16 protein-coding genes are annotated in these 19,425 nt (G+C 72.0%); 6 read left to right on the plus strand and 10 right to left on the minus strand.

Features of this window, described 5'->3' with window-relative positions:
* Window positions 1–60 precede the first annotated feature (60 nt).
* On the plus strand, window positions 61–1,002 hold the full coding sequence (locus H488_RS28560) for a sugar phosphate isomerase/epimerase family protein (protein WP_017833600.1): 942 nt from the start codon (window positions 61–63) through the stop codon (window positions 1,000–1,002).
* Between the two features lie 185 nt (window positions 1,003–1,187).
* Entirely contained in the window at window positions 1,188–2,036 is an 849-nt protein-coding gene (locus H488_RS28565) for a formate/nitrite transporter family protein (RefSeq protein ID WP_017833601.1), read from the plus strand.
* 213 nt (window positions 2,037–2,249) lie between these two features.
* On the opposite strand, the gene H488_RS28570 is transcribed toward H488_RS28565, so the two are convergent.
* The 8 genes from H488_RS28570 to H488_RS28605 all read right to left on the minus strand — a co-directional run bounded on the left by H488_RS28570 (window position 2,250) and on the right by H488_RS28605 (window position 12,556).
* Complete coding sequence (locus tag H488_RS28570) at window positions 2,250–3,296, minus strand: aldose epimerase family protein (RefSeq protein ID WP_017833602.1); 1,047 nt, start codon at window positions 3,294–3,296, stop codon at window positions 2,250–2,252.
* Window positions 3,293–4,546, minus strand: coding sequence for a multiple monosaccharide ABC transporter permease (mmsB, locus tag H488_RS28575; protein ID WP_017833603.1), 1,254 nt, complete (start codon window positions 4,544–4,546; stop codon window positions 3,293–3,295). Before mmsB ends, H488_RS28570 begins: the two co-directional genes overlap by 4 nt.
* A 3-nt stretch (window positions 4,547–4,549) precedes the next feature.
* Window positions 4,550–6,079, minus strand: a complete 1,530-nt coding sequence (gene mmsA / locus H488_RS28580) for a multiple monosaccharide ABC transporter ATP-binding protein (RefSeq protein ID WP_017833604.1) — start codon at window positions 6,077–6,079, stop codon at window positions 4,550–4,552.
* A gap of 82 nt (window positions 6,080–6,161) precedes the next feature.
* The gene (gene chvE / locus H488_RS28585; protein WP_017833605.1) at window positions 6,162–7,280 is read right to left on the minus strand and encodes a multiple monosaccharide ABC transporter substrate-binding protein; all 1,119 of its coding nucleotides are present in this window, start codon (window positions 7,278–7,280) and stop codon (window positions 6,162–6,164) included.
* Window positions 7,281–7,417: 137 nt separating this feature from the next.
* Window positions 7,418–8,932 carry an L-arabinose isomerase gene (gene araA, locus H488_RS28590; RefSeq protein WP_017833606.1) on the minus strand — a complete coding sequence of 505 codons (1,515 nt, stop codon included), beginning with the start codon at window positions 8,930–8,932 and terminating at the stop codon, window positions 7,418–7,420.
* Window positions 8,907–9,659, minus strand: coding sequence for an L-ribulose-5-phosphate 4-epimerase (locus tag H488_RS28595; protein ID WP_017833607.1), 753 nt, complete (start codon window positions 9,657–9,659; stop codon window positions 8,907–8,909). The genes araA and H488_RS28595 overlap by 26 nt, the downstream gene beginning before the upstream one ends.
* A complete protein-coding gene (araB, locus tag H488_RS28600; RefSeq protein WP_017833608.1) occupies window positions 9,656–11,344 on the minus strand; it encodes a ribulokinase in 1,689 nt (562 codons plus the stop codon). Before araB ends, H488_RS28595 begins: the two co-directional genes overlap by 4 nt.
* 171 nt (window positions 11,345–11,515) lie before the next feature.
* On the minus strand, window positions 11,516–12,556 hold the full coding sequence (locus H488_RS28605) for a LacI family DNA-binding transcriptional regulator (protein ID WP_017833609.1): 1,041 nt from the start codon (window positions 12,554–12,556) through the stop codon (window positions 11,516–11,518).
* Window positions 12,557–12,746: 190 nt separating this feature from the next.
* Between H488_RS28605 and H488_RS28610 the strand changes: the two genes are divergently transcribed.
* The 3 genes from H488_RS28610 (at window position 12,747) to H488_RS28620 (ending at window position 15,870) form a co-directional block, all read left to right on the plus strand.
* Window positions 12,747–13,730 carry an aldo/keto reductase gene (locus tag H488_RS28610; RefSeq protein ID WP_017833610.1) on the plus strand — a complete coding sequence of 328 codons (984 nt, stop codon included), beginning with the start codon at window positions 12,747–12,749 and terminating at the stop codon, window positions 13,728–13,730.
* 134 nt (window positions 13,731–13,864) lie between these two features.
* The gene (locus H488_RS28615; RefSeq protein WP_017833611.1) at window positions 13,865–14,341 is read left to right on the plus strand and encodes a MarR family winged helix-turn-helix transcriptional regulator; all 477 of its coding nucleotides are present in this window, start codon (window positions 13,865–13,867) and stop codon (window positions 14,339–14,341) included.
* 113 nt (window positions 14,342–14,454) lie between these two features.
* Window positions 14,455–15,870 (plus strand): alpha/beta hydrolase family protein, encoded by a 1,416-nt coding sequence (locus tag H488_RS28620; RefSeq protein ID WP_017833612.1) that lies wholly within the window; start codon window positions 14,455–14,457, stop codon window positions 15,868–15,870.
* A 67-nt stretch (window positions 15,871–15,937) separates the two neighbouring features.
* Here H488_RS28620 and H488_RS28625 read toward each other — a convergent pair whose 3' ends face one another.
* Both H488_RS28625 and H488_RS28630 read right to left on the minus strand, forming a co-directional pair.
* Window positions 15,938–16,714, minus strand: coding sequence for an SDR family NAD(P)-dependent oxidoreductase (locus H488_RS28625; protein WP_017833613.1), 777 nt, complete (start codon window positions 16,712–16,714; stop codon window positions 15,938–15,940).
* 1 nt (window position 16,715) lies between these two features.
* Complete coding sequence (locus H488_RS28630) at window positions 16,716–17,477, minus strand: FadR/GntR family transcriptional regulator (RefSeq protein WP_017833614.1); 762 nt, start codon at window positions 17,475–17,477, stop codon at window positions 16,716–16,718.
* Window positions 17,478–17,665: 188 nt separating this feature from the next.
* Between H488_RS28630 and H488_RS28635 the strand changes: the two genes are divergently transcribed.
* The gene (locus tag H488_RS28635) at window positions 17,666–19,168 is read left to right on the plus strand and encodes a GntP family permease (protein ID WP_031283075.1); all 1,503 of its coding nucleotides are present in this window, start codon (window positions 17,666–17,668) and stop codon (window positions 19,166–19,168) included.
* The last annotated feature ends 257 nt before the right edge of the window (window positions 19,169–19,425 follow it).

The raw sequence follows: 19,425 nt of genomic DNA on the forward strand, positions 1-19,425 counted from the left end.
CGCGCACCCCGGACACCACCCAGCACGGCGCCCGACGAGGCGCCCGACAAGGAGAGAACCATGCCGCACACCCCCGAGACCTGGCCGATCGGCGCCGCCCTGCTGAACTTCACCGGCACCACCGCCGACGGCCGCGACCGCACCACCGCCGGCCCCGAGGCCTGGAGGCAGACGCTGCGCGAGGTCCGCCTCGCGGGCTTCGACCACGTCGACCTCACCGACTCCTGGGTCCGGCCCGCCGACCTCGACACCGACGGCCGCCGCCGGCTGCTCGAGACGGCCCGCTCCTACGACCTCGCCTTCAGCGACATCGCCGTGACCCGCAAGAGCGTGATCACCCCGGACGAGGACCGGGCCCGGGAGAACATGGCCTACACGAAGCGGACCATCGACGCCGCGGCGGACCTCGAGGTGCCCATGGTGTGCCTGGGGCTGCACGACCCGTTCACCGAGCCGCAGAAGCAGGCCACCTGGTTCTGGCTCGCGGAGGGCGCCGAGGACGAGGAGACCCCGGAGAACCGGGAGAAGGCCGCCGCCCGCTTCCGCGAGCTCGGCGAGTACGCCGCCGAGCGTGGGGTCAGCGTGTCGCTGGAGATGTACGAGGGCACCTTCCTCGGCACCGCCGACAGCTCCGTGCAGCTCGTCACCGCCGTGGACCTGACCAACGTGGGGCTGTGCCCCGACATCGGCAACATCGTCCGCCTGCACCGGGAGGTCGAGGACTGGCGGGAGATGCTGACCAAGATGCTTCCCCACACCAACTACTGGCAGCTCAAGAACTACTTCCGGGACCACGACCCCGCGACCGGTTCCTACGCCTCGGCGCCGGCGCCGCTGGCCCTCGGCTTCATCGACTACCGCGAGGCCATCGGCATGGCGCTGGAGGCCGGCTTCGACGGCCCCATGTGCGTGGAGCACTACGGCGGCGACGGCCTCACGGTGACGGCCATGAACCGGGACTACATCCGGGGGATCCTCGCGGCCAAGCTCCCGGAGGCATGATCTCCGGCAGGACGGACGGAACGGCTCCGGTGCGGCACCGGGGCCGTTCCGTCGTCGATGCCGGTGGCGGCGCCGGCGCCGGGTCCCCGGGACCGGGGGCGCGGGCCCGCGCCTAGGATGGTCCCACCGGGCGGCTCCTGGACGCCGCCCGGGTCCACGGCCACCTCTGGAGACGGGCGCCGAGCATGACCTCCGACCCGCAGCAGCTGTTCCCGGGCAAGCAGTTCATCAGCACCGTCCTCGCGGCGCTGGAGACCAAGACGACCATGTCCGGCGAGCTGGCGCGGCGCTACCTGCAGCGCGCCGGGATGGCCGGGATGATCATCGGTGTCCTGTTCGCCGCGAACTTCGCCGTCGTCGCCGCGTTCGACGCCGTGCCCGCCGGGGACGCGACGCTGCGCCCCCTGGGACGCCTGCTGGGCGCCGTGACCTTCGGCTGGGCGCTGGTCTTCATCTACTACTCGAAGTCCGAGCTCCTGACGTCCAACATGATGATCGTCTCCATCGGCGCCTACTACCGCCGCACCTCGTGGTTCAAGGCGGTGCGGCTGCTCGGGCTGTGCTATCTGGGCAACTTCCTGGGCGGGCTGCTCGTGGCCGTGGTGCTGCGCTTCAGCACCATCACGGACGGGCCCGCGCACGCGGAGATGGAGGCCGCCGTGGCGCACAAGCTCGAGTTCGTCACCAGCGGCGGCACCGGGTGGACGGACCTGTTCCTGCGCGCGGTGCTGTGCAACTTCCTCATCAACCTGGCGATGCTGCTCGTCTACAACGGCCTGGTGAAGGACGACCTGATGAAGAGCCTGATCATGATCGTGGCCGTCTTCCTCTTCGCGTTCCTGGGTCTCGAGCACTCCGTGGCCAACACGGTCCTGTTCACCGTGGTGGGACTGGAGGACGGACTCGACGTGGGGGCCGCGGGCGCCAACGTGGGGATCGCCCTCCTGGGCAACTTCCTGGGCGGCGGGGTCCTGATCGGCTTCTACTACGCGTACGTCAACGACGACGCCGGCTACCGCCCCCGCACCCGCTGACGCGGGGCCCCCGGCGTGCTCGCTCTCGGCCGAAAACTCTTCAGCTCACTTACCTTTTGCCGGGACACCCCGTAGCGTGGACTGGGCACGTCATCCGAGCAGCACCCCAGCGAGAAGAAGGAGCACCAGCATGCGAAGGATCCTGTTCATGGTCGGCACCGCGGTCTTCGGCCGCATCATGGCGAAGCGGCGCGAGAACAAGGCCGGCGGCCGCTAGTACCGGAAGCGCCACTCGGTGCGGGAGCGGTAGGTCTGCCCCGGGCGCAGCACCGGGTCGGAGAGCTCCGGCCGGTTCGGCGAGTCCGGGTGGTACTGGGGCTCCAGGGCGATCCCCGCTCCCCGCGGATAGGCGCGCCCGCCGGTGCCGGTGATGGTGCCGTCCAGGGCGTTGCCCGTGTACACCTGCAGGGCCGGCTGGTCGGTCCACAGCTCCACGGACCGCCCGCTCGCCGGGTGCTCCAGCCGGGCGGCGGCGCGCAGCCCGGTGCCGCGCAGGTGGAAGGAGTGGTCGATCCCGCCCACGGCCGCGATCTGCGGGTGCTCCGCCCGCACCCGGTCCCCGAGCCGGGCGGGGGCGGTGAGGTCCAGCGGCGTCCCGCGCACGGCGGCGAGGCCGTCCAGCGGCACCCCGTCCCGGCCGACCGGCAGGTACCGGTCGGCCTCGACGGTGAGCGTGTGGTCGTCGACCCTCCCCGACCCCTCCCCGGCGAGGTTGAGGTAGACGTGGCTCGCGGGCCCGACCACGGTCGGGGCGTCGGTGCGGGCCTCCAGGTCCAGAGCGAGGACGTCGTCCGTGACGGCGTACCGGGCCCGGAGGACCACCTCGCCGGGAAAGCCCTGGTCACCGTCCGGGCTGACCAGCTCCAGCACCAGGACGTCGCGGCTCGCGGAGACCGTCCGCCAGGTGCGACGGTGGAATCCGTCGGGGCCGCCGTGCAGGGTGTTGCCGCCCTCGTTGGCCGCCAGTTCCACGGTGGTCCCGTCGAGGTCGAAGCGGGCCCCGGCGATCCGGTTGGCGCAGCGGCCGACCACCGCCCCCAGGAAGGCCTCCGGGGGTGCCGCGCAGCCGGCGGCGTCCGGGTGCCCCAGCACCACGTTGGTGCCGGGGCCCCCGGCCGGGCCGGGCAGGTGCAGGGCCTGGACCGCGGCGCCGAGGTCGAGCACGCGCAGGCTCAGCCCGCCCGGGGTAGCGAGGGTGTGCGCGGTGACCTCCCGACCGTCGGGCAGCGTCCCGAAGGACCGCGGGGCGGGCGCGGTCATTTGAGCGCGTTCGAGGCGCGGCGCTTGTTGAACACGTCGAACCCGACCGCCAGCAGGAGCACCAGGCCCTTGATGAACTGCTGGTAGTCGATGCCCACGCCCATGAGGGACATGCCGTTGTTGAGCACGCCCATGATCAGACCGCCGGTGATGGCGCCGATGATGGTGCCCACGCCACCGGTCACGGCGGCGCCGCCGATGAAGGCCGCGGCGATCGCGTCCAGCTCGAACAGGTTTCCGGCGCCCGGCCCGGCGGAGTTGAGCCGGCCGGTGAACACCAGCCCGGCCAGCGCGGCCAGCACGCCCATGTTGACGAAGAGCAGGAAGTCGACGCGCTTGGTGTTCACACCGGACAGCTGGGCCGCCTGGAGGTTGCCGCCGCGGGCGTACACGTGGCGGCCGAACACCGTCCGGTTCATGACGGCGCTGTAGGCGACCACCAGCACGCCGAGGACCACGAGCACGATCGGCGTCCCGCCGCGCGAGCTGGCCAGCAGGAAGGTGAGCGCGAGGATGACGACGACGCCGAAGACCAGCCGCGTGAGGAACCAGGCGCGCGGCTCGTCCTCGAGGTGGAGCTTCGCCCGGTTGGCCCGGCCCCGGAGCTGGCTCAGCACGAGCATGGCCGTGGCGATCAGGCCGATGCCCACCGTGGTCCAGTCCAGGATGTTGGTCGCCGGCGGGAACAGCCCCGGGAAGAGGGAGCCGCCGCCGAGCTGGCGGTACTCCGGCGGGAAGCCGGTGATCCGCTGGTTCTCGAGCACGATCTGCGTCAGCCCGCGGAAGACCAGCATGCCGGCGAGGGTCACGATGAAGGCGGGGATCCCGATGTAGGCCACCCAGAAGCCCTGCCAGGCGCCCACGAGCGCGCCGACCGCGAGGGCGGCGACGAGGGCCACCCACCACGGCAGGCTCCAGTCCCGGATCATGATCCCGGACATGGCGCCCACGAACGCGGCCACCGAGCCGACCGACAGGTCGATGTGCCCGGCCACGATGATCATGACCATGCCGATCGCCAGCAGCAGGATGTAGCTGTTCTGGACGATGATGTTGTAGACGTTGTCCGGCTGCAGCAGCGCGCCGCCGGTCAGGGCCTGGAACAGCGTCACGATCACCAGCAGGGCCAGGAAGATGCCGATCTGGCGGAGCCGGCTCATGAGGAACCGGCCGGCGCCGGCCACGGTGGAGGCCTTCTGCGGGCCCCGGCTGTCGAGAGCCCGGTCCTCGTCGACGAGGGTGGAAGCCATGGGTCAGTCCTTTTCCTTGGTCATGTGCTGCATGAGTCGTTCGGGGGTGGCCTCGGCGATGGGCACCTCGGCGGTGATCCGGCCCTCGGCGAGCGTGTAGATCCGGTCGCAGATCCCCAGCAGCTCCGGCAGCTCGGAGGAGATGACCAGCACCGCCTTCCCCTGCGCGGCCAGCCTGTTGATGATCGTGTAGATCTCGTACTTCGCCCCCACGTCGATGCCCCGGGTGGGCTCGTCGAGGATGAGCACGTCGGGGTCGGCGAACATCCACTTGGACAGGACGACCTTCTGCTGGTTGCCGCCGGAGAGCTTGCCGGTGATCGAGGACACCGAGGGCGCCTTGATGTTCATGCTGGTGCGGTAGTCCTGCGCCACGAGCGTCTCGCGCCCGCCGTCGACCCAGCCCGCGGACGTGAGCTTGCCCAGCGCCGCCGAGGAGATGTTCCGCTTGATGTCGTCGATCAGGTTGAGCCCGTAGCGCTTGCGGTCCTCCGTGGCGTAGGCGATGCCGTGCCGGATCGCCTCGCTGACCGTCCGCGCCGTGATCTCCTCGCCGTTCTTGTACATCCGCCCGGTGATGTTGGACCCGTAGCTGCGCCCGAAGATGCTCATGGCCAGCTCCGTGCGCCCGGCGCCCATCAGCCCGGCGATGCCCACGATCTCGCCCGCCCGCACGGACAGGTGCGCGTTGTCCACCACCACCCGCGAGTGCTCCCGGGGGTGGTGCACGGTCCAGTCCTCGACGCGGAGCACCTCCGCGCCGATGTCGGGAACCCGCTCGGGGTACCGGTTCGTCAGCTCGCGGCCCACCATGCCCTTGATGATCCGGTCCTCGGTGACCGACCCGTCGTGCAGGCTGAGGGTCTCGATGGTCTGCCCGTCGCGCAGGATCGTCACGGAGTCGGCGATCGCCCGGATCTCGTTGAGCTTGTGGCTGATGATGATGCAGGTGATCCCGTCCTCGCGCAGCCCGCGGACCAGGCCCAGCAGGTGCGCGGAGTCCTCGTCGTTGAGGGCGGCCGTGGGCTCGTCGAGGATGAGCAGCTTCACGTCCTTGGAGAGCGCCTTCGCGATCTCCACGAGCTGCTGCTTGCCCACCCCGATGTCCCCGGCCGGGACGCTGGGGTTCACGTCGAGGCCCACGCGCCGGAGCAGGTCGGCGGCCCTGGCGTTGGTCTCGTTCCAGTTGATGAACCCGCGGGTGGCGCGCTCGTTGCCGAGGAAGATGTTCTCCGCGACGGACAGGAACGGGGACAGGGCCAGCTCCTGGTGGATGATGACCACCCCGCTGCGCTCGCTGTCCTTGATGTCCCGGAAGGAGACGGTCTCGCCCTCCAGGACGATGTCCCCCTCGTAGGTGCCGTGCGGGTACACGCCGGACAGGACCTTCATGAGGGTGGACTTGCCGGCGCCGTTCTCCCCGCAGATCGCGTGGACCTCGCCGCGGGCGACGGCCAGGGTGACGTCCTGCAGCGCCTTGACGCCGGGGAAGGACTTGCTGATCCGGCGCATCTCCAGAACGTGCTCGCTCATGCGGGCCTCCTCGTCTCGAGCTGGTGGGTGGGTGGAAGGGACGGACCGGCCGGGCGGCGGAGGGCCGCCCGGCCGGTCGCGATCACTCGAGCTCGGACGCCTCGTAGTAGCCGCTGTCCACGAGGACCTCCTGGTAGTTGTCCTTCGTGACGATCTGCGACTCGAGCAGGTAGGCGGGGACCACCTTCACGCCGTTGTCGTAGGTCTCCTCGTCGTTGACCTCGGGCTCCTCGCCCTGCATCAGGGAGTCCACCATGAGCACCGCGCGCTCGCCGAGCTCGCGGACGTCCTTGAAGATCGTGGAGTACTGCTCGTCGTTGACGATCGACTTCACCGAGCCGACCTCGGCGTCCTGGCCGGTCACCACGGGCAGCTCGTCCTGGGAGTAGCCGCCGGAGCGCAGCGCGGAGATGATGCCGATCGAGAGGCCGTCGTACGGGGAGAGCACGCCGTCGAGCTGGTCGCCGCCGCCCACCGTGATGAGGTCCTCCATCCGGTCCTGGGCGGTGTCCGGCAGCCAGCGCAGGATGGCGGCCTGCTCGAACTCCGTCTGGCCGCTGGGAACGTTGAGCGTGCCGTCGTCCAGGTAGGGCTTGAGGGTGTCCATCGCGCCGTCCCAGAAGAAGGTCGCGTTGTTGTCGTCGGGGCTGCCGGCGAAGAGCTCCACGTTGAAGGGGCCCTTCTCGCCGGTGGGCTCGCCGTTCTCGTCGAGGACCCCGAGGCCCGTGAGCAGCGACGTGCCCTGCTGCACGCCCACCTCGTAGTTGTCGAAGGTCGTGTAGTAGTCCACGGTGTCCGACTCGTTGATGAGGCGGTCGTAGGCGATCACGGGGATCTCCTGAGTCTCGGCCGTGTCGAGCACGCTGGTCAGCGTGGTGCCGTCGATCGAGGCGATCACCAGGGCCTTGGCCCCGCCGTTGATCATGTTCTCGATCTGGGAGATCTGGGTGGGGATGTCGTCGTTGGCGTACTGGAGGTCCACCTCGTAGCCGAGCTCCTCGAGCTGCGCCTTGACGTTCTCGCCGTCGGCGATCCAGCGCTCGGACTGCTGCGTGGGCATCGCCACGCCGATCTTGGCGCCCTCGTTGGAGCCCGCCTCCGCGCCGCCGCCGCGGTTGCCGCCGCAGGCCGTGAGGCCCAGCGCGAGGGTCAGGGCGGTCACCCCGGTGAGGGTCTTCTTCAGGTCGATCTTCGGGGTCATGGTCGTGCCTTTCGTCGGTCCGGGCCGCACTGCCCGGTGGTGGGAGTGTTCGATCGAGGTCGGTGCTGGTGAGATCTCGTGGTGGTCGTCGGGGGTCCTGGTCATCATGGTCGTTCCGGCCGTCCCGGTCGTCCCGCTCAGAGCTTCTGGGCGAGCCGGTAGTAGGCCGCGTTCCACCGCACCTCGCGCTGGAACTCCCGCAGGGTGGTGGTGTCGTCGATGACGAGCAGCTCGGTCCGGGTCATGTCGGCGAAGTCCCGGACCACGTCGGCGCCCACCGCGGTGCTGAGGACCGTGTGGTGGGCGGCGCCGGCGGTGAGCCAGGCCGCGGCCGAGGTCGCGAGGTCGGGGTGCGGCCGCCAGACGGCCCGGGCCACCGGCAGGTTCGGGAGCGGGGCGTCCGGGGGCACGACGTCCACGGTGTTGGCGGTGAGCCGGAACCGGTCCCGCATGTCGGACATCGCCACGACCACGCCGGGGCCGGCGTCGGTGTCGAAGACCAGGCGCACGGGGTCCTCCCGTCCGCCGATGCCCAGCGGATGCACCTCGAGGGAGGGTCGCGCCGTGGTGAGGCTCGGGCAGACCTCCAGCATGTGGGCGCCGAGGATCTTCTCCTCCCCCGGCACCAGGTGGTACGTGTAGTCCTCCATGAGGGACGCGCCCCCGGGCAGCCCGGCGCCCATGACCTTGGCCGCCCGCACCAGCAGGGCCGTCTTCCAGTCGCCCTCCGCCCCGAACCCGTAGCCGCGGGCCATGAGCCGCTGCACGGCGAGGCCCGGCAGCTGGCGCAGCCCGCCGAGGTCCTCGAAGTTCGTGGTGAAGGCCCCGAAGCCGCCCTCCTCCAGGAACTGGAGCATCCCGAGCTCCTGCCGGGCCCCGTAGCGCAGGGACTCGTGGCGCTCCCCGCCGCGGCGCAGCTCGGGGGCCACGTCGTAGAGCTCCTCGTACTCGGCGACGAGCTCGTCCACGCGGTCCTCGGACTGGGCGTCCACCACGGCCACGAGGTCGTTGACGCCCCAGGTGTTCACGGAGACCCCGAACTGCAGCTCGGCCTCCGTCTTGTCGCCCTCGGTCACGGCGACGTTGCGCATGTTGTCGCCGAACCGGGCCACCCTGAGCCCCTGGACCGCCGCGCGGCCGGCGCACGCGCGCTGCCAGGAGGCGATCTGCGCGGTGACGCCGGGGGTCGAGACGTGGCCCACCACGGTCTTGCGCGGGACGTCGAGCCGGGTCTGGATGTAGCCGAACTCCCGGTCGCCGTGCGCGGCCTGGTTGAGGTTCATGAAGTCGAAGTCGATCTCGCCCCACGGCAGCTCGACGTTGATCTGGGTGTGCAGGTGGAGCAGCGGCTTGCGCAGGGCGTCGAGGCCGGTGATCCACATCTTGGCGGGGCTGAAGGTGTGCATCCAGGCGATCGCCCCGATCACGCCGTCCGCGGCGTTGAGCTCGAGGGCCGTGCGGCGGATCGAGTCCGCGTCCTTGAGCGTGGGCTTCCAGACCACCTCGACGGGCAGCCCGGCCTCGCCCAGCACGCGGACGATCTCGCGGGACTGCTCGGCCACCTGGCGCAGGGTGTCCTCGCCGTAGAGGTCCTGGCTGCCGGTGAGGAACCAGACCTCGTAGTGGTCAAGGGCGGTGGGCAGAGGATTCACGGGTGAGCGCTCCTGGGGTGGTGGGGACGGCCGCGGGCTGCTGGCCGTAGACGTTCTGGTAGCGGTCGAACAGGGAGTCGACGTGCGCGGGGTCGATGGGCAGCGGCTCGCCCAGCTGGCGGGAGAGGTGCACGGTGCGGGCCACGTCCTCGAGCATGGCCGCGGCCTTGACGGCGTCCCGGGCGTCCTTGCCGATGGTGAACGGCCCGTGGCTGAGCATGAGGACCGCGCGGGAGCGGTGGCCGGAGAGGGTGTCCACGATGCCGCGGCCGATCGAGTCGTCGCCGATGATCGCGAAGGGCCCCACGGGGATCTCCCCGCCGAACTCGTCCGCCATGGCCGTCAGGACGCAGGGGATGGCCTCGCCGCGGGCCGCCCAGGCCGTGGCGTAGGGGGAGTGGGTGTGGACCACTCCCCCGACCTCCGGCATGTGCCGGTAGACGTAGGCGTGGGCGGCGGTGTCGCTGGACGGCGAGCGCTCCGCGCCGGGGGTGCCGGGGACCGGCCGGCCGTCCAGGTCGCACAGGATCTGGTTGTCCGGGCCGAGGTCGTCGTAGCTCACCCCGCTGGGCTTGATCACGAAGAGGTCCGTGCCGGGGACGCGCCCGGACACGTTGCCCGCCGTCCAGACCACCAGCCCGTAGCGGACCAGTTCGGCGTGCAGGTCCGCGACCTCGCGCCGCACGCGGGCGATCCGCTCCTCGAGCTCGGGCGTCAGGGCGTTCACGCGGAGACCTCCTGGGTGGAACGGGCGTTGCGCCGGAGCGCCTTGAGCCGGCGCATGACGTCGCTGCCGCCGCGGCCGAAGTGGTCGTGCAGCGCGGTGTAGTCCTCGTAGAGGACGGAGTAGGCCTCGGTGTGCGCGGGGTTCGGGGTGTAGGCGTTGCGCTCGAGCCGGCCCATCGCCGCGGCGGCCGCCCGGACGTCCGGGTAGGCGCCGGCGGCCACGGCCGCGTGGATGGCGGAGCCCAGGGCCGGGCCCTGGTCGCTGCCGATCACCGAGATCGGCATGCCCAGCACGTCGGCGTAGATCTGCATGAGGAACGCGTTCTTGATCAGCCCGCCGGCCGCCACGAACTCGGTGACGGGGATCCCGGAGGCGGCGAAGGCCTCCACGATCGTGCGGGTCCCGAAAGCGGTGGCCTCCAGCAGGGCGCGGTAGACCTCGTGCGGGCGGGTGGCCAGGGTGAGGCCGACGAGCAGCCCGGAGAGCTCGTGGTCCACGAGCACGGACCGGTTGCCGGACTGCCAGTCCAGGGCCAGGAGCCCGTGCGCGCCCACCGGTTCGCGGCTCGCCTGCTCGGTGAGCAGCTCGTGCACGCTCAGCCCGCGCTCGGCGGCCTCCTCCTGGAGCCGCCCCGGCACGAAGTGGGCCGTGAACCAGCCGAAGATGTCGCCCACCCCGGACTGCCCGGCCTCGTAGCCGTAGAGCCCGTCGATGATCCCGCCGTCCACCACGCCGCACATCCCGGGGACCTCGCGCAGGGTGTCGGAGCTCATGACGTGGCAGGTGGAGGTGCCCATGATCGCCACCATCTGACCCGGCGCGGTGGCCCGGGCGGCGGGGGCGCTCACGTGCGCGTCGACGTTGCCCACCGCCACGGCGATGCCGGCGGGCAGGCCCGTCCACTCCGCGGCCTGCGCGCTGAGCGTGCCCGCGGCCGTGCCGAGGGCCCCGATCGGGTGGTCGACCTTGTCCTGGGCGAACCCGGCGAACCCGGGATTCAGCGCGCCGAGGAACTCGCGGTCGGGGTACTCGCCGTCCTGCAGGATGCCCTTGTACCCGGCGGAGCACGCGTTGCGCACGTAGCTGCCCGTCAGCTGCCACACGATCCAGTCGGCGGCCTCCACCCAGTGGTCCATGAGGTGGTACAGCTCGGGGTCCTCCTCGAGCAGCTGCAGGCCCTTGGCGAACTCCCACTCGCTCGAGATGAGACCGCCGTAGCGGGCCAGCCAACGCTCTCCGCGCCGGGCCGCGAGATCGTTGATGCGGTCCGCCTGGCCCTGCGCGGCGTGGTGGCGCCACAGCTTCACGTAGGCGTGCGGGCGGCCCGCCAGGCCGGGCAGCTCGTTGAGGGGCGTGCCGTCGGCCCGGACCGGGACCATGGTGCACGCGGTGAAGTCGGTGCCCACGCCCACCACGTCGCGCGGGTCCACGCCGGCGGCGCGGACGGCGGCGGGCACCGCGTGCCGCAGGACGTCCACGTAGTCGGCGGGGACCTGGAGCGCCCACTCGGGCGGCAGGGCCTCCCCCGTGGCGGCGAGCACGGTGTCCATCACGCCGTGCTCGTACTCGTGCACCGCGGAGCCCATCTCGGCGCCGTCGTGCACCCGCACGACGACGGCCCGCCCCGACAGGGTGCCGTAGTCGACGCCGATGACGTACGTGGGATCTGGGCTGGGCTGGCTCACGGAGGACCTCGTTGTCGTTCGAGCCGCACGTTCCGAAAGGGGCGGCCGCCGGTCGGCCCACCTCGGAATGTGAACGGTCACATCTGATGTTCGGGTCAACCTACCGCAGCGTGGAAGCACGTGTCCCACATCACTTGATAACAGTTTGGTAACGGCGTGCCGGGGGGTCCATCAGCCCTGGTCGGAGGCGGGCGCGGCCGTGGACTCGCGGACCACGAGCACGGGCTCCACGTCCCCCGGCCGGACCGGCTGCTCCCCCCGCAGCTCCGCGAGCAGCACGGCCATGCAGCGCCGGCCCAGCTCGGGGAAGTCCTGGCGCACCGTGGTCAGCGGCGGCAGGAAGTGCGCGGCCTCCGGGACGTCGTCGAAGCCCACCACGCTGACGTCCCCGGGCACGCCCAGCCCGGCCTCGGCGAACGCGTGCACGAGGCCGAGCGCGATGTGGTCGTTGCCGCAGAAGACCGCGCTGAGCCCCCGGCGCCCGCGCAGTCCGAGCCCTGCGCGGTAGCCGGAGTCCGCGGTCCACGCCCCGGCGGGGACCACCACGGGCTCGAACCCCCAGGCGGTCATCTCCTCGCGGTAGCCCTGGCGGCGGGCGTCCGTCTCGACCCACCCCTCGGGGCCGGGGACGTGGACCACGCGGTGGTGCCCCAGCTCCAGCAGGTGACGGGTGGCCAGCCGCGCCCCGGCCAGCTGGTCGACCGACATCCGGTGGTCCTCGCTGTGCAGGGAGTGCACGGTGACGAACGGGATCCGGATGGACAGCTGCTCGATCACCTCCAGCGTGCGCGACTGCGGCGCGAGGATCACCAGTCCCTCCACCGCGTGGCCGACCATCCGGTCCAGGGCCGACTCGATCGAGGCGCGGTCCGCGTGGTCGATGTGGGCGGTGTCCACGACGTAGCCGGCCTCGTCGGCCGCCGTCTCGACCGCCCGGAGGCTGGCCGACGGGCCGTACTCGGCGCCCGAGGAGACGAGGGCGCCGATGGTCCTCGACTCGCTCGTGACCAGGGCGCGGGCGGCCCGGTTGGGCCGGAAGCGCAGCTCCTCCATGGCCTGCAGCACCCGCTGCCGGGTCGAGTCGCGCAGCGCGGGGTGCCCGTTGATCACCCGGGAGACCGTCTGGTGGGAGACCCCGGCCGCGCGGGCCACGTCCCGGATGTTGGGGGCGCGCGGAGGCCGTGCGGAGTTCGCACCACCCTCGACGGTCATGGCCAGAACGGTACTGCACGGCACCGGACGGACCCAGTGGAGGGGTCCCCGGGAGGGATGTCCCTCCCCCCGGTGCTTGCGCGGCGGACACGTCGCACCGCATGGTGGTCCCCGGCGTACCCGGAACCCGGGCCGCCGTCCCCCGGGCACCCGGGAGACCCTCCACCGATCGCGGAACGGGATTCTACGCATGGAGCAACGCACACTCGGCAGGACCGGACGGAAGGTCTCCACCGTGGGCCTGGGCACGTGGCAGCTAGGCGCGGACTGGGGGGACGTCGACCCCGCCGAGGCCACCGCCGTCCTGGAGGCCGCCGTGGAGTCGGGGGTCACGTTCTTCGACACCGCCGACGTCTACGGCGACGGCCGCAGCGAGCAGACCATCGGCGCGTTCCTGCGCGAGCGCCCCGACCTGGACATCACCGTGGCCACGAAGATGGGCCGCCGCGCGGACCAGGTCCCGGAGAACTACACCCTCGCGAACTTCCGGCAGTGGGTGGACCGCTCGCGCCGGAACCTGGGCACCGACACCCTCGACCTGGTCCAGCTGCACTGCCCGCCCACGCCGGTCTACAGCGACCAGGAGGTCTACGACGCCCTGGACACCCTGGTCCAGGAGGGCGCGATCCGCCACTACGGCGTCAGCGTGGAGCGCACCGACGAGGCGCTCGCGGCCATCGCCCGCGGGAGCACCGCCACCGTCCAGATCATCCTCAACGCCTTCCGCCTCAAGCCGCTGGACGCCGTGCTGCCGGCGGCGAAGGAGGCCGGCGTGGGGATCATCGCCCGGGTGCCGCTGGCCTCGGGCCTGCTGTCCGGGAAGTACACGGCGGACACCCGGTTCGCCGCCGACGACCACCGCAACTACAACCGCGGCGGCGAAGCCTTCGACGTCGGCGAGACGTTCTCCGGGGTGGACTTCCAGCGCGGCCTCGAGGCAGTCCGCGAGTTCGCCGAACTGCTCCCGGACGGGGTGACCACGGCGCAGGCCGCGATCGCGTGGATCATCGCCCAGGACGGCGTCAGCACCGTGATCCCCGGGGCGCGCAGCGTGGAGCAGGTCCGCGGCAACGCCTCGGCGGCGGACACCGGGGACCTGGGCCGGGAGATCGATGCCGGGGTCCGCAGGATCTACGACGCGTACTTCCGGGCGGACATCCACCCCCGCTGGTGAGCCCCTCCGGCACCTCCCCGGAAGAGCGCCGGGAGGTGCCGGCATCGTCCCGGGCGACGCCGGGGGCGGTGCCGCCCGGGGCGGCTCCGGCTCGTAGGATGGTCCGGATCCACCCGTGAAAGCGAGCCGCCCCGATGTCCCCCAGCCCCGCCGCGGACCACCCCGGCCCCGCACCCGACGGTCTCGCACGACTGACGGAGATCGACCTGGCCTCGGAGCCGATCTTCCTCATGGCCCGGGCGGCGGCGCTGGGCTCGTCGACGGCCAACCAGGGGCTCGCCCCGCTCGGGCTGAAGGTCCGCAGCTACTCCCTCCTGGCGGCGGCCTGCAGCGGCACGGGGCCGACGCAGCGGGAGCTCGGCGACCTGCTGCGGATGAAGCCCAGCCAGACCGTGGCCCTCCTCGACGAGCTGGAGCAGCGCGGCCTGGTGGAGCGGCAGCCCGACCCCCGGGATCGCCGCTCCAAGATCGTGGCCCCCACCGGTGCGGGGCGGGAGCTCTACGCGAGCGCCAAGGCGGCGGTGGACCTCGCCGCCGAGAGGTCGCTCGGGGACCTCGCACCCCAGGACCGGGAGGACCTGGCACGCCTGCTGCGACAGGTCGCCTTCTGACGTCCGGAGGGACGCGCACTGGGCACCTCCCATGGACTGTGACCCTTGACACACCCGGCCGGCGGGCGCAGGATCAGTTCACTAACTGAACTGTTCACTTCTGGAGGTATCTCGTGGTCCGCTCCCCCCGGTTCCGTCGCACCGCGCTCGTCCCGGTCGCCGCCCTGGCCACCGCTCTCGCCACCACCGCCGGCATCCTCCCCGCCGTGGCCGCCCCGGACGCCTCCGTCGTTGCCTCCCCCGGCACGGCCGCCTCGGCGGCCCCGACCGTGGCCACCGGAACCCTGGACAACGGTGCCGCCTGGCGGGCGGAGGTGCCGGCGGACTGGAACGGCAAGGTGGTCCTGTTCGCCCACGGCTTCCGCCCCGGGCCCGCCAACCCCGCCTGGGACGCCGGGTTCGACCCGACGGCGCAGGAACTGATCCGCCGGGGCTACGCCGTCGCGTCGTCGTCCTACGCCGCGACCGGATGGGCCCTGGAGACGGCCGTCCAGGACCAGCTGGACACCCTCGCGGCCTTCGAGCAGCGCTTCGGCGAGGCCGACCGGGTCATCGCCATGGGCCGCTCCATGGGCGGGCTCGTCACGAGTCTGATGGCGGAGGTGCCGGGGGCCGGCATCGACGGCGCCGTCAGCACCTGCGGGCTGGTGGGCGGCGGTGTGGCCCTGAACAACTACCAGCTGGATGCCGCCCACGCCGCGGCGGAGCTGCTGCTGCCGGGTCAGGACGTGCAGCTGACCGGCTTCACCGCCCCGGGCCAGTCCGACGCGACGATCACCGCGCTGCGCGAGGCCCTGGAGGAGGCCCGCGGCTCCGCGGAGGGCCGGGCCCGCATCGCCCTGGTGGCGGCCCTGCTGCACACCCCCACGGAACTGGACGGCGTGGACGCCGAGGACCCCGAGGTGCTGGCGGCCGCCCAGGCCGAACTGGTGCTGCAGACCCTGCCGACCGTCATCGAGCGCCGCCACACCATCGTCGAGGCCGCCGGCGGCGACAGCGGCTGGACCGCCGGGGTCGACTACGCCCGGCTGCTGCGCTCCTCCGACCAGCGCCACCAGGTCCGGCACCTGTACCGGCTCGCCGGCCTCGATCTCGCCGCGGACCTCGGGACGCTGAGCCGCAGCGCCGACATCACCCCGGACGAGGACGGCCTGGAGTGGATGCTGCGGACCTCGACGCCCACCGGCGAGCTGCAGGTCCCCGTGCTGGCCACCCACACGCTGGTCGACCTGCTGGCCCCGGTCGAGTACCAGGAGGAGTACGCCGAGACGGTCCGCCGGGCCGGCGAGCAGTCCCTGTTCCGGCAGGCCTTCGTGGACCGGGAGGGGCACTGCACCTTCACCGTCGCCGAGAACGTCGCCGCCGTCGAGGCCATGGACGAGCGCCTGGAGACGGGCCGCTGGGGATCCCTCGCCAGGACGGCCTCGCTCCAGCGCAGCGCCGAGTCCCTCGATCTCGACGGCGCAGCCTTCGTCGACCACCGACCGGACGAGTTCGTCGGCGACCGCACCTGGTACGCCGCGCCCTGATCCGGGGCCCTGCAGGATGCGGACCGGGCGGGACCCCAGGGGTTCCCGCCCGGTTCCCGCGGTCCGGCTAGGAGATCTGCAGCCCCCCGTTGATGTCGTATGTCGCCGCGGTGATGAATCCGGCGTCCTGTCCCACGAGGAACGCGAGCAGGGCCGCCATGTCCCGCACGGTGCCCACGCGGCCCACCAGGATGTCCTTGGACATGTCCGCCTTGCGCTCGTCGCTCAGCGTGCCGCCCATGATGTCGGTGTCCACGGGGCCGGGGGCGATGCAGTTCACGGTGATCCCGTGCTCGCCCATCTCGCGCGCCACGGCCCGGGTGAAGCCGATGATCGCAGCCTTGGACGCGCTGTAGGCCACCTTGGAGTAGGTCCCGCCGCCGCGCTGGGCGGAGATCGAGGAGACGCTGACCACGCGGCCGACCTTGCGCTCGATCATCCCGGCCAGCACGCGCTGGGTCACCATGAACGTGCCGGTCATGTTGATGGCGAAGACCCGGTCCCACGCCTCCCGGGTCTCCTGCATGAACTCCGTGGGCGAGCTGATGCCCGCGAGGTTGACGAGGGCCACGATCGGCGGGAGCTCCGCCTCGACCCGTGCGACGGACTCGTCCACGGAGGCCTGGTCGGACACGTCCGTGCGCAGCCCGAGGGCCTGCACCCCGTGCCGTCCGGCGATGTCCTGGGCGGCCTCCGCGGCGGCCTCGCCGTCGATGTCGAGGACGGCGACGTTCCAGCCCTGGCTCGCGAGCAGGTCGGCGGTGGCGCGGCCGATGCCGCGCGGGGAGGCGGCGCCGGTGAGCACGGCGGTGCGCTCGGCGGGAAAGGGAATGGTCTCGGTCATGTCAGTCGTCTCCTGTGCTGTGGGGAAAGGGTCCGGGTGCCGGGTCGGGACCGCCGGGTGCGGCCCCGCGGCCGATGTAGTGCTCGTAGTCGGCGTAGGTCTGGTCGATGTGGGCCTCCATGGCCTTGCGCGCCGTCTCGGGGTCGCGGGCGCCGATGGCCTCCAGGACGAGCCGGTGGTGCTCGATGGCGTGCCGCTGCACCTCGGGGAAGGCGGAGGTCGCCCGCCGCTCGGCGTAGAGCAGCTGGGAGAGCTGGGCCAGCAGGACGGGCACGAACGGATTGCCCGAGGCCCGGAGCACCGCGTCGTGGAAGGCCATGTCAGCACGGGTGACCCCGTCCAGGTCCCGCGCCTCGTGCGCGCGCTGGAGGTCCCGGACCGCGGTCTCCATCGCGGCGAGGTCCTCCGGGGTGACGTGCACGGCGGCCAGCTCCGCGGAGCCGGTCTCCACCATGCGCCGCACCTCCAGCAGCCGCAGCGCCACCTGGTGGGAGGTCGCCCCCCGGGAGGCGGCCTTCAGGATCGCCTCGAGGCCGGTCCACGCGTCGGGGGGGTTGACGTAGGTCCCGAGGCCGCGCCGCACGTAGACGATGTTCTGCGCCTGGAGCGCCTTGAGGGCCTCGCGCACGGTGAGCCGGCTGACGTCGGACTCCCGGGCGATCTCGGCCTCGGGGGGCAGGGCCTCGTGCGGGGCCACCTCGCCGCCGAGGATGCGCTCGAGCAGGTCCTCGGCGACGGCCTCGACCAGCGACTTCCTAGCCATCGGCTCGCCGGTGCGCCGCGGCCCTCGCGGGGGGAGCGGTGCGCACGTCGGGATCGGGGTTCACGGCGCGTACCTGCCTCTTGTCAGACGTCATATGTGTGACTAGCCTCACATGGAGCGCCGCTCTCGTCAATTCCCGCGCCCGGGCAGCAGCCCGGCCGTCCCACGTCCCCGAGGAGCCGATCACCGTGGATCTGCAACTACTCCTGGCACTCGTGCTGGGCATCGCCACCATCATCGTCCTGGTGCTGCGCACGCGCCTGGACGCGTTCGTGGCGCTGCTCATCGCCGCCCTCGTCACCGGTCTGGTCGCGGGCCAGCCGGTGCTCGACATCGTCTCGGCCATCACCACCGGCTTCGGCAACACCCTGGCCTCGATCGGCATCGTGATCGGCCTCGGCGTGGGCATCGGCAAGATCCTCGAGGTGTCGGGGGCCGCCAACGCGCTCGCCCTCGCCTTCCTCCGCGTCTTCGGCCACGGCCGCGAGCCGTGGGCGATGGGCAGCGTGGGCGCCCTGGTCTCGATCCCCGTGTTCTGCGACTCCGGCTACGTGATCATGAACCCGCTCGCCCGGTCCATCGCCCGGGTGAAGCGCGCCGGCTACGTGACCCTCGCCCTGGCGCTGGGCTGCGGCATGACGCTCACCCACCACCTCGTGCCGCCCACCCCGGGCCCCCTGGCCGTGGCCGGCATCCTCGGCGCGGACATCGGAGCGATCATCCTCGTCGGCCTGGCCTTCACCGTGCTCCTGCTGCCCGTCGTGGTCTTCTACGCCAAGTGGATCGGCCCTCAGCTCGAGCCCAAGATCGAGGAGCACGTGCGCGAGGCCGTCTACGGCACCGTTGCCACGGCCGGCGTCGGGGGCAGCTCCCATGTCGGGAGCACGGACCTGGAGGAGGGCCCCCGGGACGGTCTCGACGACGAGGCTGCCCAGGCGCCCGCCGCGGAGCCGCCCCACGACCTCGGCGAGCCGCCGGCCGGCGCCGAGCCGCACCGGATCGGCGCGTTCGTCGGATCCCTGCCGCTGGTCATCCCGCTGCTGCTGATCATCCTCAACACGGTCACCGGCGCGATCGACCAGAACGCCCAGGGGGTCGTGGGCGGCGACGGGTACGAGCCCTCCGCCTGGGCGGTCCCGTTCGCCTTCATCGGCAACCCGGTGGTCGCGCTGATCATCGGCATGGTCCTGGCCCTCTACGTGCTCCTGCCCCGGTGGACGCCCCGGAACAAGGCCCACGGCTGGTTCGCCGAGGCCGCGGCCTCGGCCGGTCTGATCCTGCTCATCACGGGCGCCGGCGGCGCGCTGGGCCAGGTGCTCCGCAGCTCCGGCGTGGGCGACGCCCTGGCCGAGGCCATCGCCTCCACCCCGCTGCCCGCATTCCTCGTGCCGTTCCTCATCGCCACCCTCGTGCGCATCGCCCAGGGCTCCGGCACGGTGGCCATGATCACCGCGGCCTCCGTCTCGGCGCCGCTGGTGACCACCCTGGGCATCGACCCCGTCGTCGCCGCCGTGGCCTGCACGGCGGGCTCCATGGTGTTCAGCTATTTCAACGACTCCTACTTCTGGGTGGTCACCCGCTTCACCGGGCTGGAGGGCACGGACGCGCTGAAGGGCTGGTCCGGGATCACCACCGCCGTCTGGGCCGGGTCCATCCCGCTGCTGTTCGTCCTCAACCTCATCCTGGGCTGAACCCGGGCGGACCATGGTCCGACCCGGCGGGACAGCCGGGCTCCGACCGGGACGGGGCGGCGTGCCAGGGCACGCCGCCCCGTCTACGCTGTCCGGAGATCCTCCCTCCCGCTTCCTGAAAGGGTGTGCCGTGCTCACCAACGCGTCATCGGTTTTCGAAGGGGTTTTATGTCGTCGAATGCAGTCATGGGTTTCACATCTTCCGTGCGGGATCGAGGACGCGACCGGGACGGCGGCGCGATGGGTTATTGAATCGT

It is taken from the genome of Kocuria sp. UCD-OTCP, assembly GCF_000349605.1.
GTDB lineage: Bacteria > Actinomycetota > Actinomycetes > Actinomycetales > Micrococcaceae > Kocuria > Kocuria rosea.

Excerpts from the sequence above, each read along its gene's own strand:
- H488_RS28610 (WP_017833610.1), top strand. The coding sequence starts at position 12,747 with ATGGAGCAACGCACACTCGGCAGGACCGGACGGAAGGTCTCCACCGTG.
- H488_RS28615 (WP_017833611.1), top strand. The coding sequence starts at position 13,865 with ATGTCCCCCAGCCCCGCCGCGGACCACCCCGGCCCCGCACCCGACGGT.
- H488_RS28560 (WP_017833600.1), top strand. The coding sequence starts at position 61 with ATGCCGCACACCCCCGAGACCTGGCCGATCGGCGCCGCCCTGCTGAAC.
- mmsB (WP_017833603.1), bottom strand. The coding sequence starts at position 4,546 with ATGGCTTCCACCCTCGTCGACGAGGACCGGGCTCTCGACAGCCGGGGC.
- H488_RS28625 (WP_017833613.1), bottom strand. The coding sequence starts at position 16,714 with ATGACCGAGACCATTCCCTTTCCCGCCGAGCGCACCGCCGTGCTCACC.
- chvE (WP_017833605.1), bottom strand. The coding sequence starts at position 7,280 with ATGACCCCGAAGATCGACCTGAAGAAGACCCTCACCGGGGTGACCGCC.
- H488_RS28570 (WP_017833602.1), bottom strand. The coding sequence starts at position 3,296 with ATGACCGCGCCCGCCCCGCGGTCCTTCGGGACGCTGCCCGACGGTCGG.
- H488_RS28630 (WP_017833614.1), bottom strand. The coding sequence starts at position 17,477 with ATGGCTAGGAAGTCGCTGGTCGAGGCCGTCGCCGAGGACCTGCTCGAG.
- H488_RS28565 (WP_017833601.1), top strand. The coding sequence starts at position 1,188 with ATGACCTCCGACCCGCAGCAGCTGTTCCCGGGCAAGCAGTTCATCAGC.
- mmsA (WP_017833604.1), bottom strand. The coding sequence starts at position 6,079 with ATGAGCGAGCACGTTCTGGAGATGCGCCGGATCAGCAAGTCCTTCCCC.
- H488_RS28605 (WP_017833609.1), bottom strand. The coding sequence starts at position 12,556 with ATGACCGTCGAGGGTGGTGCGAACTCCGCACGGCCTCCGCGCGCCCCC.